Origin of the sequence: Botrimarina mediterranea (assembly GCF_007753265.1) — a bacterium.
GTDB lineage: Bacteria > Planctomycetota > Planctomycetia > Pirellulales > Lacipirellulaceae > Botrimarina > Botrimarina mediterranea.
In genome coordinates, this window is record NZ_CP036349.1 from 4,523,034 (window position 1) to 4,535,688 (window position 12,655).

A 12,655-nucleotide genomic window follows, 5' to 3' on the forward strand; every position below is an offset into this window, starting at 1 on the left:
TTTGTGGTTCAACCTTCGTCGGTGTCCATCCCGAGTTGCTTCATCTTCCGATAAAGATTGGAACGATGAAGCCCGAGCGACCGGGCCGCGGCGGCGACGTTGCCCCTAGCGCGTTCGATCTCTCGATTGATGAGGCGGCGTTGGAACTCGCCTGTGGCTTCGGTCAGTTCGCCTTCGATTGCCAGCTCGCCGCCGGCGCCGCGGGTCGGGCCGCGGTCGATGATCGCCAGGTCGTCGGCTTCGATCATCGGCTCGTCGGTCAGGTACGCGACGCGCTCCATCAGGTTACGCAGTTCGCGGATGTTGCCGGGCCAGTTGTGGGTGGTGAGCTTGCGTTTGGCCGTCGCAGAGAGCTTCGGCGTCTTGCGGCCGCGCTTCTGGCTGTACTGCTTCAAGAAGTGCTCGGCGAGGAGGATCACGTCGTCGCCACGGTCGCGCAACGGCGGCAGCTCGATCGTCACCACGCACAGGCGATAGAAGAGGTCTTCGCGGAACTTGCCCTCGCGCACGCGCTCGGCGAGGTCGCGGTTGGTGGCGGCGACGACACGCACATCCACCTTGCGTTCTTCGGCGCCGCCGACGCGCACGACGGTTTTGTCTTCGAGCACGCGCAACAACTTCGCTTGTCCCCCGGGGGACATGTCGCCGATCTCGTCGAGCAGCAGCGTGCCGCCGTCGGCGAGTTCGAACTTGCCGGCCCGCGACTCGCGCGCGTCGGTGAAGGCGCCCTTCTCATGGCCGAACAGTTCGCTCTCCAAGAGCGACTCGGCGATCGCCGCGCAGTTCACCGCCAGCAGCGGCGCGTTGCGGCGGCGGCTCTGGAAGTGGAGCGACTGCGCGACAACTTCTTTGCCCGTGCCGTTCTCGCCGAGCACCAGCACCGCCAGGTCGGCGTCGGCGACGCGCTGGATGGTCTTGCGTAACGCGGCGATCGCCGGCGCCTCGCCGAGCATCCGGACATCGCTGGCGGCCTGCTCCACGAGCGAGTCGCGTTGCCACACGAGGTCTTCGACCTGTTGCGCGTTGGCGACGGCGACGGCGGCGAGTCGCGCGAACTCAATCAAGCCGCGTTCGTCGTCGTCGGTGAACTCGCCGGTGCGGTTCTTGTTGATCAGCTCGAAGGCGCCGAGGCGTTCGCCCCCCGGCGCATCGAGTGGCACGCAGAGCAGCGAGTCAGTTCGATAGCCGCTCGACTTGTCGGTCGCACGATCGACCATCTCCGCGTCACGCATTGATGTGCGTAAGGCCTTACCTGTTTGCACAACACGGCCGACGACGCCCGCGCTGTCGGGCACGGTGAGCTGATTGCCCGGCATGCCGAGCGCCGGCCGCCCCACCAATTGCCCCGCCGAGCGGTTCCACAAGAAGACCGTCGCGCGGTCGCAGTCGAACAGGCGCGTCGCCGCCTCGGCCATCCGCTCCAGGAGGGCGGCCGTGTCGCTCGACTCACCCCACTCCAGCGACAGCGAGACCAGCTCCGCCAGCCGTTCGATCCGGCCGGCCTCGTGATGGGTGGCCCACGCCGCGGTGCGGGCCGCCTCGACCAGCGCCGCCAGGTCGGCCATCGGCAGGCGCTGGCGCGGTTGGCGGATGGCGAGGATGTCGGGCTGACGGTAGCCCTCTGAGGGCCCTCCAGGGGCCGCTAGAGGCGTCGCAATCCAGCCCGCCACCTCAACCGTCCGCTCGGCGTCGAGGGCCTCAGGAACGGCTTCTGGGGGCTCTGAGGGGGTCGTAGGAACCCCCGCCAGATTCCGCCACTGCGGGGCCGCCGGACGCCACAACCCGACGGCCGAAGCCTCACAAGCGTCCCGCACCGCCGCCGCGACACGGGCGTCGAAAGGCTGGGCGCCCTCCCCCACGGCAGCGATCAGATCGACAGCGAGTTTCGCCAGCGGTTGTGTTGTCATCATGACATCCGTTGTGACGCGGGCGGGGCGAGAACGCAACCACAGAGGATGGCGACAGCAATCTGTAGGAGGGGTCTCCAGACCCCGATGACGCGCACCATGCCGTATTCGGCCAGGAGACCGCTATCGGGGTCTGGAGACCCCTCCCACAATCGATCGGGGCCTCAATCAATTTGGGTCAGCCAGCTCTGATCGCGGCCCCGTTCTCCCCGCCGCTCTTGCCGGGTAGGATCGCCCGTTTCGCAACGACTGTCCCCTCCAAAACTCACACGGGAGCCGCCGCTATGTCCGGCCTCTTCGCAGGAAAAAAAGGCCTGATTACGGGCGTCTTCAACAAGCAGTCGATCGCCTGGGCGATCGCCGAGCAGGTCATGGAGCAAGGGGGCGACTGCGGCTTCACGCACATGCCCGACAAGCCCGACGACGAGCGGCGTAAGAACCAGGGCCGCGTCGAGAAGCTCATCGACGGGAACCCGCGCGCCAAGTTCCTCGTGCCGATGGACGTGACGAACGACGAGCACGTCGCCAGCGTCGCTGAGAAGTGTAAGTCCGAGTTCGGCAACATCGACTTCTTGCTGCACTCGATCGCCTTCGCGCCGCCGGAGGACCTCAAGAAGGACACCGTCGACACGAGCCGCGAAGGCTTCAAGCTCGCGATGGCGATCAGCGTTCACAGCCTGATGGCGCTATCGAGCGCGCATAAGGATCTGCTGAGCCCCGGTTCGAGCATCCTCACGCTCACCTACTTCGGCGGCGAGAAGGCGGTCCCCGGCTACAACGTGATGGGCGTCTGCAAGGCGGCCCTCGACGCGACCGTACGTTACCTGGCGTACGACCTCGGCCCCCGCGACATCCGCGTCAACGCCCTGTCGGCCGGCCCCGTGCAAACGATCAGCGGCCGCGGCGCCGGCGTCGACGAGATGCTCGGCCTCTACGAAGCGATGGCGCCCCTGGGCCGCAACATCACGCACGAAGAAGTCGGCAAGAGCGGCGTCTATCTCCTCAGCGACATGTCGAGCGGCGTGACGGGCGAGATCCTGCACGTCGACGCCGGCTACAACGCGATGGGCTCGCCGGGGCGGTTGCTGGATAAGTTCAAGGCGGCGAAGGGTTAACCGTGACTCGGCTCATCTCAGAGCGCACAAAGCATTAACAGAACGCCCAACGTCAAATGCAACATCTGGACTTTGGGTTCGAGTCGCCACTATCGGAATCGCTTGTGCTGCGCGACGGGATCGCGACATTTGAATCACAGTTCGAGACCGGTATCCCTTCCGATGTGGAATCGCTATGCGCAGTCCTGCGATCACTCGATGGGCTTACTTGCTACGGTGGAGCGTCGGACTTTCCACTACACCCAATGCTGATCGAGTTGCGTGACGGCAGTCGTCTTCGCACTGGACGGGAAGCGCTAGCTGCATTGATGCCGCGTCATTTCGAAAGTGAACACGTCGTCTCCCTTGATGCGGACTACATCCCCTATCCTGGCTATCGTCCAGGTACCAAGAACGACGAGATCCACAGTGATCCTACGGAGCAGTACATTTTCGCGAATGAGTTAGATGGCGAGAACGACCCTCAACGATCGATGACACTTCATGCAAAGCTTAGGAATGTAGCGGAGGAAGGAAGGCTGTGGTACGTTTTGCTCCACACAGCTCCAACGCGTTTAAGTGACGGATTCGAATTTCGTGAATTCGTCTATCTCGTCGCGATCGGTAAGGCGCCAGGAAAGCCGATAGCATTCGGAGTGGTAACTGCCCAAGTCTGCCACAATCTTTGTGATTAACAGGTGGCCCCGACTGTCGTGAGCGGGAGGGCGTGCCTGCCGCTAGGCTCATTCGAACGAGTCTCGGGGTTGCGGAGCAACAAGAGGCGTTCGAGTCTCGATCTCATCGTATGCGGCGACCCCATACTTCATGGGCAAAGCACATAGCTTATGTTTCGAACTTATTCTCCAATCAATGCAAGGCCAAGATGAGAGCTATCGCCCTCAGCATCATTGTTTTTTCGGGCGCCTTCATGGCAGTAGGCGGCGCGATCGCCGAGGCGATGCCCTCTTCGCAGGTTGTTTGCTATGCCGATGAGTTTGGTTTGGTGATCGCCGTTGTTGGTGTCTTCATGCTGATCCTCGAAATCATGGCGACAGCGAGCCGAGAGTCGCAGAACAAGGCGAAGCCGTAGTCTGGAGCGAGCCAACGGGCGTCCGTAAGAGCCCCGGAGGGGCGGCAGCGTGCAGCCAGGGGCGCGAGCCCCTGGTAGACGACGCCTCAAACAGCAAAGCCCCGGAGGGGCGACAGCAACGTTGATCATCACGTTGCTGTCGCCCCTCCGGGGCTTTCTAGTTCCCTTTTTCCGATGACCAGGGGCTTGCGCCCCTGGCTACGCGCTTTCGCCCCTCCGGGGCTTTCTTTGCTCGACATCGATCGTTGGGGCCAGGGACTTCACATGACGACGCTCGCTTGGTCGCTACCCTGACGGTCGCGGCTCGGATGCTTCTCTGTGCGTCCTCCGGGTCCTCCGTGGCTCTGTGGTTAACCAGCACACCGAAGCGCTCTGTACGCCGCCGCGTCTGATAGCGATACTCCGCGCGATTGACTTGCTATCTCCCACGGATGAACGAGGACCTCGTCGTCATGTCGCCTTGCTTACGCGCCCTCCTCTGCCTGATCGCTGTCACTGCTAGCTCCACCGCTTTTGGTCAGGGCGCGGCGCCGACTCCCGAGCAGGCGCTCGCTCTGTCGCCGATTCAGAAGGGGGTCGAGTTCGACAAGCCCGCTGGCGACGAGGCCAAGAACTGCACGATCAAGGCCGAGCGCGACGGCAAGGGGACCTCGTGGATCGTCCGCGACGGGACCGGCCGCATGCTCCGCCGCTTCGCCGACGCCAACGCCGACAACGTCGTCGACACCTGGTGCTACTACCAGAACGGCCTGGAAGTCTACCGCGACATCGACTCGGACTTCGACAACCGCGCCGACCAGTACCGCTGGTTCCACACGGGCGGCTCGCGCTGGGGCATCGACGATAACGAAGACACCAAGATCGATTACTGGAAGCGGATCTCGCCGCAGGAAGTTGCCGAGGAGGCGTTCCTCGCTGTGCAGACCAATGACGCCGAACGCTTCGAGCGGCTGCTGCTCACGGCCGACGAGGCCAAGTCGCTCGGCCTTGGCAAGGCGCTTGCCGAGAGCTTCGCCGCCAGCCGCGAGCGCGCGGCGAGCGAGTTCAAGAAGTTCTTGACGACTCAGAAGGCGATCGACGCCAAGGGCAAGTTCGTTGACTTCGGCGCCCCGCGCCCGGGCGTGATCCCCGAAGGGGTCGATGGGTCGACGAAGGACGTCACCGTTTACGAGAACGCGTCGGCGCTCGTTGACGCCGGCGGCGCTCCGGAGCAACTGTTGCTCGGCTCGATGGTCCAAGTCGGCGACGGCTGGCGGCTCGTTGAATCGCCGCAGACAGGAGCGACCAGCCCCGAGCTGGCGGCCCTGTTCTCGGTGCCAACGATGAACGGCGGCGCCGCGACCGTCGGCGCGCCCAGCGACGAGGTGCAGAAGTGGATGACCGATCTAGACAAGCTCGACCAACAAGCGGCGAACGCGAAGCCCGCCGACCGGGCGAAGCTCACCGACCGCCGTGTCGAACTCTTGCTCAAGCTCGCCGAGAGCGCCGACCGCGCCGATGAGGCGACCGCTTGGTACAAGCAGCTCGCCGGCCTGTTGAGCGCCGCTGTGCAAGCCGACGGCTACTCCGCCGGCGTCGCCAAGCTCGGCTCGATCGCGCGCTCGCCCGGCGTGCAGCGGATCGGCAAGGACCTCGAGGCGCACTTCCGCTACCAACAGATCGCCGCCGAGAACGGCCTGGCTTATCAGAACCCCAAGGCCGACTTCGCCAAGGTCCAGCAGAACTGGATCGCGTCGCTCGAGGGCTTTGTGAAGGCGTACCCCACCAGCCCCGACGCGGCCGACGCGCTGCTGCAGTTGGGCAGCATGGCGGGTGAGTTCGCCGGTGAGAACGACGTCGCGGTGAAGTGGTACCGCCAAGCGGCCGCCGAGTTCCCACGCACCGTCCAAGGCCAGAAGGCCGCGGGCGCGTTGCGGCGTCTCGACTCGGTCGGCAAGGCGTTGCCGCTCTCGGGACCGACGCTTTCGGGCAAGCAACTCAACCTCGCCGCGGCGCCGTTCAAGGGCCGCTTCGTGCTGGTCCACTACTGGACGACGTGGAGCGGTCCGCAATCGGACTTCGCGCAGATCGAGGCGCTGCGGAAGAAGTACCGCGGCAAGTTCGACGCGATCGGCGTCAATCTCGATAGCGACCCGGCGGTTGCGAAGCAGTTCCTCGCCGCTAACAAGAACGGTTGGGAACACCTCTACGACGCCGAGGGCCTCGACGGCGAGCGTGCGACATCGCTCGGCGTTATCAACCTGCCGCTGATGATGCTGGTCGATACCCAAGGCCGCGTCGTGAACCGCAGCCTGACGGCGGGCGAACTCGAAGCCGAGTTGCAGCGAGTGGTGCGCTGACGCGCGGGGTTAGGGACGGGGGACTAGGGACGAGGGGACGGCACGCCCCTGTCCATTGCCTACCCTGCTAACCGCTAACCGCGAATCGCTGCTTCACCACCCCCAACGGCGGCCGCGGCGGCCGTTGATGGTCATGCCGGGGGTGCTGGTCGTTCGCTTGCGCGAGCGGCGGCGGCTGGAGCGTTGCGAGCGGCGTGCTCCCGTCTTTTGCGACTCGTCCGAGGCGCGGTCTTCGTAGTGGTCGTAACGGAAGGCGTGATTGGCGTAGGTCTGCATGGTGTTAAGTCCTGGTAAGCGACGAGCTTTCAGTAGCGCGTTTCCGACGGGTGGAGAGAGCGTGGGCCACAATCGGCGCCACGACACCAATAAGAAAGCAAGCGTCGTGCCAGCAGGGGCGGCTTCCCGCCGCAACCGCGAAAGGTCGGCATTACGTCGCGAAAAGAATCTCGCGGCGGCGACTTGAGCGAGCCTCTCACCGGCGAACTGCGGCGATACTCTCACCACCGCCGTGAAAAGCCCTTAAGCGCCGACGGCTTAGCTGTTTCGAGCGAGTGTCCTGACGGATTCTCGTCGCCAACAGCGAGAAACTTCGTCGCAACCGAGGCGTCTGTAAGGCTTTACGGCGACTCACAAGAAGAGGGAGTCGTTTCACCATTTTGGTGAAACGGCGCGCGACCCGGCCGCTGGGTGAAAGAGGCTCACCAAGCGGGCGGAGTAGCGACTCGAAGCGCTTGCCACGGCTCCCAGAGTGAGGCAACGGCGCTACGGCCGCTTGCCCCGCGTTGCGTTGCGAGTCAGCCACGCTCTCGGGGCGGGCCGCTCGAAGGTGAACGGAACGGCGGAGTGCGATCCGCCGAGGGTTCGGCCTTGTTGCTGCGGGGCAACGGTTCGGTTGTCTGCCGTCAACGTCGATCGCGGCGCGGCGAGGTTTCGCCAGCGCCTTCGACGCACGGGGCATGGGGTCGGAGGGCTAGTTCATCAAGCTCCTTAAGCAGAGATAGCGGTGGCTGGAACAGTCCTCGCGCGCACGGCGCGCAGGGTCCGCGGCCAGTCAAAGCAACCGCCATGCCACAGCCAGCAGCCGCTTGCGGCTTAGCGGCGCCAGCAGCCTTCCAACCCCGTCTCTCAGCACAGCTTCTCGGTAAAAGCGAAAAAAGACTCCCCGCCGTGCGTCGGTGCTGCCGAAAGTACCAACCGGAGCGGTTGTATCAGCCGCGGGGGATGATGGCGCCACGCCCGACGGGGGCGAGCGACCGGGTCCTACCGACCCACCAGCCAGTCACCGGCAATCGTGAGCTACCCAGTCGGGAGCGATTCGGTTGGCGGAGCTGTCACAATGAAAACACAGAGGGGGAGTAAGATGCGTCAGTGGATCGTCGCGGCCGCGGGGGCGGCCCTGCTCTGGCCGGCGTCGGCCGGGGCAGCATCGCCCGCCGCCGAACAGATGGCCAGCCAAGTCGCGCAGACGTTGCGTGAGAGCGGCCAGCTCAAGAACTATCGCGTTGGCGTGAAGTTCGAGGACGGGGTGGCCTGGCTTATGGGCTCGGTCACCAGCGCCGAGCAGTCGGCGATTGCCGAACAGCTCGCTAGCGAGGTGGAGGGCATCTCCCACGTCGTCAACAAGCTCGAGATCGCCGAGCCCGAGGCGCCGGCCACGCCGAAAGCGGACGAGCCGCTGAAGCTGGCCTCGCTCCATCAGGGCGAACCGGAGTCGTTAGAGGCGCCGTTGCCGCCGAATCCGCAGCCGATGCCCTCGGCCAAGGCCCCGTCGCGCGGCATGCCGCTCGCTATGGGTCGGACGGCTGGCATGCCGCAACAGGGCATGCCGCAGCCGGGTATGCCGCATCCGGGTATGCAGCAAGGCGTTCAGCCCGCCCAGTACGGGGCGGCCTACGCCGGCGGCGGGGCGCCCCAGGGCTATAGCACCGCTGGCGCCCGCGGCGTGAGCTACGACTCGGCCAACATGCCGAACTACGCGTGGCCCAGCTACGCCGCTCACCCGAACTACGCCGCGGTCAGCTATCCGCAGCAGTACTCGCCGGCGGCCTGGCCGTACATCGGCCCGTTCCATCCCTATCCGCAGGTCCCGCTGGGATGGCGGAAGGTGACGCTCGAATGGGACGACGGCTGGTGGTTCCTCGACTTCAGCCACCAAGAGTCGCACTGAGTACGGCAGGCGGCTACTACACGAACTGGCGCAAGCCCTCGGGGGGAACCTTCCCTCGGGGGCTTGCGGCTTTTGTGGTGGGGCAGTGGGCGGTCGGTTGTGGGCAGCAAAACGGCTTCGGCTCCGCCGACACGGCTACCACTGCTGACTGCTGACTGCCCACTACTCAGTATTTTCAGAATAACCCGCAAGTTCCGCCCAGCTTCACACGATAAGAAGACTATCGAATCACGTGGCGTCGGGCGGCGCAGGATCGCGCCCACGTCGCTCGCTATCAGACGAGGGTCCTTTTCGATGGCACGGCAACGCATGATGCTCCGGCCTCAACTCGCCACCGCGGCACTGCTCGTGGCGGCGGTTACAACGACGAGCACCGGATGCTTCTGGGGACTGGTCAGCGGAGGCCCGAGTCTGGGCATCCTGGCGGTCCCCATCCCGATTTCGCCCTACCTTCAGAAGAAGGAAGAGGACAAGTATTGGGAGCACGAACGCTACGACCGCGTGCCGATCCTCGGACCGATCGACGACTCGGGCGGACCGCCCGTGGCGCTCGACCCGCCGAGCGATGACGAGGTCATCCGCGCCTTGGAAAAGGCCCGGCCGATCGAGGGCGGCATCCCGATGCTCTGGGTCCGCAACCGCAACAACGTGCGGATCGTCAAGGAGAAGATCGCCGACTACGTCGACCCGGTCCGTGTCTACCCGATGATCGGCCCGGCTCAACAGCACCACGCCCACTACAAGTGCACCGTCTACTACGAGGACGTGCGTCGCGTCGGCTGGCCGGTGCCTCACACCATCCGTGACGAGGACGCCCGCGAAGTGCTCTACATCGACCACAACCACCTGCACATGGTTGGCGATGTCGATAACGCCGAGTGTCTGCCGCCGCTGAACTAGAGTCGCTGACAATCGAATCGCTCGTCGCCGACCGCGCCCCTGTGGCGCCGGTCGGCGGCGGCGTGAATAGGCGCCAACCGTGGACGCTACGACGGGAAATCGTGAATGGCTCAAACCACTCTGCTCGACGCCGTGCTCAGCGTGGGCCCGCTGCTCGTGCCGATCAGCATCGCCTCGGTCGTCATGGTGCTGTGCGTCATCGAGCGGCTGATGGCGCTGCGTCATAGCCGTGTCGTTCCGAAGCGGTTCGTTCACTGTGTCCTCACTCAGGTCGAAGAGGGCGCCGTCGATAAGTCGGGCGCGCTCGACTTGTGTGAAGAGAACTCGAGTCTGATCGCGAACGTCTTCGAGGCGGGCCTGCGCCGTTGGGGACGCCCCGCGGTGGAAGTCGAGCAAGCGATCCTCGACGAGGGCGAACGCGCCGCGGCCGACCTCCGCAAGTACGTCCGCGTCATCAGTGGCGTCAGCCAGCTGTGCCCGCTGTTCGGCCTGCTGGGCACGGTGTGGGGCATGCGGACATCGTTCAACGCGATCGCCGGTGAATCGGCGATGGGCAAGCCCGAGCTGCTCGCCGGCGGCATCAGCGAAGCGCTGATGTCCACCGCCGCGGGCCTCGCCGTCGCCATCCCCGCGATGATCGCCTACCTCCACCTCACCGGCCGCATCGACACGCTGGTTGGCCAGATCGACCGCCACGGCCAAGAGCTCGTGAACCTGATCTCGGCCGAAGCGATCGAAGAGCGAGGAACCGCGAGACCACGGAAAACCAAACGGGCCGCTTAGTGGAGGGGTTAGGAGTTGAGGGGCTGAGGGGCTTAGGGCCTCGGGAAACAGTTCGCCTCAGCTCCCTTAGCCCCTCAACCCCTTAGCCCCGAACCCCTCTGCATGCCTCTCAAACGCGATGCCACCGGCGCCGACCCGTTCGCGTTGAACCTGACGCCGATGATCGACGTTGTGTTCCTGCTGGTGATCTTCTTCATGTCGGCGACCCAGTTCGCGGAGGTCGAGCGCGCAGTCGAGCTCGAGTTGCCGACCGTTGGATCGGAAGGGACGTCGGTCGCGGCGGTGGTCGAGCCGCGCGTCGTGAGCGTCACGGCGGCGGGCGAGATCACGCTCGATGGCGAGGTGCGATCCATTGATGAGTTGAAGGCCGACCTCACGCTGGCGAAAGAGAGCGCGGCCTCGGACGCGGGCCCAGCGGTGCTAATCCACGGCGACGCCCGTTGCGACTTTCAACACATCGCCGCCGCCCTCACCGCGTGCCGCGCGGCGGGAATCGCCGACGTGGGCGTGTCAGTAGACACGGCCGAAGAAACGATCCGCCGCTAACGGGAGAGGACGCACGATGTCTCTCTCGACCCTGCTCGCCGCGCTGGCCCTGCTGGCCGCTGGCGGCTGCGCCGCGACGGCGTTCACCGAGTGGGGCAAGCGGCGACCGCTGCACCGTTACGGGGCGTTGTCGATCTCGGCCCACCTGCTGCTGCTTGCGGCGATGGCGGGCATCCGCCTCGGCGGCCCGCCGCGACCCGGCGCCGAAGACGCGCCGCTGCAGAAGGTGCGGATCGTACTGCGGACCACCGAGGCGCCCGACCCCAAGGCGGACGCGGTAGAGCCGGTCGCCGCTGAGCCGGTCGCGGACGCGGAACCAACGGCGTCAAAGGAGACGGCGGAAGTTCCGAGTGTCGTTGTGGCGGAGCCTTCGCCCGCTAAGCCTCAAGCGGCGGACGCGCCTTCAGAGCAAAAGGCGGAACCGCAACCCGAGTTGGCGGAGGTGGACTCGATGGCGCCGCCGGAGGTTGAACCGTGGGCGCTTCAGGCTGAAGAAGAGAACGCGGAGCCGACACAGGAATCGCCGCAGGAGTCGGCGACTCGAGAAGTTGAATCGCAAGTCGAATCTGCGCCGGAGCCACTGCTTGAACCGATCCCGCAGCCCGAACTTACCCCCGTCCCCCGCCCCTCGTCTCTCGTCCCTTCCTCGCTCGCTCCCTCTGCCTACGCCCAGCGCGGCGAGCTCGCCAAGCGGCGGCTCTCGGCCGACCAGGGCGGTTCGCAAGAGTCGCTCGACGCCGTCGCCGCGGCCGTCGATTGGCTCGCTCGCGCGCAGGCGCCAAATGGCTCGTGGGATAGCCGGCGTTGGGGAGCGGGGCGCGAGACCTTCACGCTCGGCCAAGACCGCAAGCGCGCCGGCGAAGGCGCTGAGACCGGCCTCTCGGGCCTTGCGTTGCTGGCGATGGGCGGTGCGGGGCACACGCACCTGGCGGGGCCGTACCGAGACGTTTACACGCGCGGCTTGCAGTACCTGCTCGACAAGCAAGAACCCAGCGGATCGCTCGCCGGCGACGCGACGCTGTACGCCAAGACCTACTGCCACTCGATGGCGACGTTCGCGCTCGCCGAGGCGATGGCCGTCAGCGGCGACGAGCGGCTGCGACCCGCTGTCGAGGCCGCGGTCGACTATCTGGTCGGCACCCAGAATCGCGCCGATGGCGGCTGGCGCTACCAACCGGGCGACCGCGGCGATATGAGCCAGATGGGGTGGGTCGTGATGGCGCTGCGTTCGGCCGAGATCGCCGGCGTCGTCGTGCCCGAGACGACCTGGGCCGGGTGCGAGAAGTTTCTCACGGCGGTCCGTCGCGGCGATCAAGGCGGGCTCGCTTGCTACCAGCGGCTCGGGCCCACGACCAGCACCATGACCGCGGAGGCCATGTACTGCCGGCAGATCCTCGGCTTGTCGCGGCGATCGCCCGCGGCCGATAACGAGGCCGCCGCGTGGCTGCTGACCGACATGCCCGGGGCGGAGTGTCGATCGTGCCCGGGCGGAAAGCCGAACCTCTACTACTGGTACTATGCGACGCTCGCTCTCCACCACCACCGCTCGACGGGCGCCGCTGGCGAGCAATCGTGGCGGCAGTGGAACGACGCCATGCAGCGGGCCGTCCTCCCCCGCCAAGTCGCCCAGGGCCCCGAGGCGGGCAGCTGGGGCGCCGACACCGTCTGGGGGGGGTATGGCGGCCGGGTTTACGCGACCGCCCTCGGAGCGATGTGCCTGGAGGTCTACTACCGCTACGACGCCGAAACCATCGGCCGCGACCCCTGGATCGCCTCACGAGAGGGCGTTTTGCGGCGGTAGAGGCTGGTATTTCGCCATAGAACTGTAA

The 12,655-nt window shown here is 65.8% G+C and carries 11 protein-coding genes; 9 read left to right on the plus strand and 2 right to left on the minus strand.

Features of this window, described 5'->3' with window-relative positions; genetic code table 11:
- Positions 1 to 8: 8 nt before the first annotated feature.
- A complete protein-coding gene (locus tag Spa11_RS17415; RefSeq protein ID WP_145114576.1) occupies positions 9 to 1,910 on the minus strand; it encodes a sigma-54-dependent Fis family transcriptional regulator in 1,902 nt (633 codons plus the stop codon).
- Between the two features lie 281 nt (positions 1,911 to 2,191).
- On the opposite strand from Spa11_RS17415, the gene Spa11_RS17420 reads away from it, so the two are divergent.
- The 4 genes from Spa11_RS17420 (at position 2,192) to Spa11_RS17435 (ending at position 6,430) form a co-directional block, all read left to right on the plus strand.
- Positions 2,192 to 3,022, plus strand: a complete 831-nt coding sequence (locus Spa11_RS17420) for an enoyl-ACP reductase FabI (protein WP_145114578.1) — start codon at positions 2,192 to 2,194, stop codon at positions 3,020 to 3,022.
- Positions 3,023 to 3,267: 245 nt separating this feature from the next.
- A complete protein-coding gene (locus tag Spa11_RS17425; protein WP_145114580.1) occupies positions 3,268 to 3,696 on the plus strand; it encodes a hypothetical protein in 429 nt (142 codons plus the stop codon).
- A gap of 188 nt (positions 3,697 to 3,884) precedes the next feature.
- On the plus strand, positions 3,885 to 4,091 hold the full coding sequence (locus tag Spa11_RS17430; protein WP_145114582.1) for a hypothetical protein: 207 nt from the start codon (positions 3,885 to 3,887) through the stop codon (positions 4,089 to 4,091).
- 431 nt (positions 4,092 to 4,522) lie between these two features.
- Positions 4,523 to 6,430 (plus strand): redoxin family protein, encoded by a 1,908-nt coding sequence (locus Spa11_RS17435; RefSeq protein WP_145114584.1) that lies wholly within the window; start codon positions 4,523 to 4,525, stop codon positions 6,428 to 6,430.
- A 93-nt stretch (positions 6,431 to 6,523) separates the two neighbouring features.
- Here Spa11_RS17435 and Spa11_RS17440 read toward each other — a convergent pair whose 3' ends face one another.
- Entirely contained in the window at positions 6,524 to 6,706 is a 183-nt protein-coding gene (locus Spa11_RS17440; RefSeq protein WP_145114586.1) for a hypothetical protein, read from the minus strand.
- Positions 6,707 to 7,790: 1,084 nt separating this feature from the next.
- Here Spa11_RS17440 and Spa11_RS17445 point away from each other — a divergent pair.
- The 5 genes from Spa11_RS17445 (at position 7,791) to Spa11_RS17465 (ending at position 12,627) form a co-directional block, all read left to right on the plus strand.
- On the plus strand, positions 7,791 to 8,597 hold the full coding sequence (locus Spa11_RS17445) for a BON domain-containing protein (RefSeq protein WP_197529484.1): 807 nt from the start codon (positions 7,791 to 7,793) through the stop codon (positions 8,595 to 8,597).
- A gap of 294 nt (positions 8,598 to 8,891) precedes the next feature.
- Positions 8,892 to 9,497 carry a hypothetical protein gene (locus Spa11_RS17450; RefSeq protein ID WP_231933010.1) on the plus strand — a complete coding sequence of 202 codons (606 nt, stop codon included), beginning with the start codon at positions 8,892 to 8,894 and terminating at the stop codon, positions 9,495 to 9,497.
- A gap of 105 nt (positions 9,498 to 9,602) precedes the next feature.
- A complete protein-coding gene (locus tag Spa11_RS17455; protein ID WP_145114590.1) occupies positions 9,603 to 10,280 on the plus strand; it encodes a MotA/TolQ/ExbB proton channel family protein in 678 nt (225 codons plus the stop codon).
- 102 nt (positions 10,281 to 10,382) lie between these two features.
- Complete coding sequence (locus tag Spa11_RS17460) at positions 10,383 to 10,826, plus strand: ExbD/TolR family protein (RefSeq protein WP_145114592.1); 444 nt, start codon at positions 10,383 to 10,385, stop codon at positions 10,824 to 10,826.
- A gap of 16 nt (positions 10,827 to 10,842) precedes the next feature.
- Positions 10,843 to 12,627, plus strand: coding sequence for a prenyltransferase/squalene oxidase repeat-containing protein (locus Spa11_RS17465; RefSeq protein WP_145114594.1), 1,785 nt, complete (start codon positions 10,843 to 10,845; stop codon positions 12,625 to 12,627).
- The last annotated feature ends 28 nt before the right edge of the window (positions 12,628 to 12,655 follow it).

What these genes read in the sequence shown, in the direction of transcription:
- Spa11_RS17445 (WP_197529484.1), top strand. Translation starts at nt 7,791, where the DNA reads ATGCGTCAGTGGATCGTCGCGGCCGCGGGGGCGGCCCTGCTCTGGCCG.
- Spa11_RS17435 (WP_145114584.1), top strand. Translation starts at nt 4,523, where the DNA reads ATGAACGAGGACCTCGTCGTCATGTCGCCTTGCTTACGCGCCCTCCTC.
- Spa11_RS17440 (WP_145114586.1), bottom strand. Translation starts at nt 6,706, where the DNA reads ATGCAGACCTACGCCAATCACGCCTTCCGTTACGACCACTACGAAGAC.
- Spa11_RS17430 (WP_145114582.1), top strand. Translation starts at nt 3,885, where the DNA reads ATGAGAGCTATCGCCCTCAGCATCATTGTTTTTTCGGGCGCCTTCATG.
- Spa11_RS17450 (WP_231933010.1), top strand. Translation starts at nt 8,892, where the DNA reads ATGGCACGGCAACGCATGATGCTCCGGCCTCAACTCGCCACCGCGGCA.
- Spa11_RS17425 (WP_145114580.1), top strand. Translation starts at nt 3,268, where the DNA reads ATGCTGATCGAGTTGCGTGACGGCAGTCGTCTTCGCACTGGACGGGAA.
- Spa11_RS17415 (WP_145114576.1), bottom strand. Translation starts at nt 1,910, where the DNA reads ATGATGACAACACAACCGCTGGCGAAACTCGCTGTCGATCTGATCGCT.
- Spa11_RS17420 (WP_145114578.1), top strand. Translation starts at nt 2,192, where the DNA reads ATGTCCGGCCTCTTCGCAGGAAAAAAAGGCCTGATTACGGGCGTCTTC.
- Spa11_RS17460 (WP_145114592.1), top strand. Translation starts at nt 10,383, where the DNA reads ATGCCTCTCAAACGCGATGCCACCGGCGCCGACCCGTTCGCGTTGAAC.
- Spa11_RS17455 (WP_145114590.1), top strand. Translation starts at nt 9,603, where the DNA reads ATGGCTCAAACCACTCTGCTCGACGCCGTGCTCAGCGTGGGCCCGCTG.
- Spa11_RS17465 (WP_145114594.1), top strand. Translation starts at nt 10,843, where the DNA reads ATGTCTCTCTCGACCCTGCTCGCCGCGCTGGCCCTGCTGGCCGCTGGC.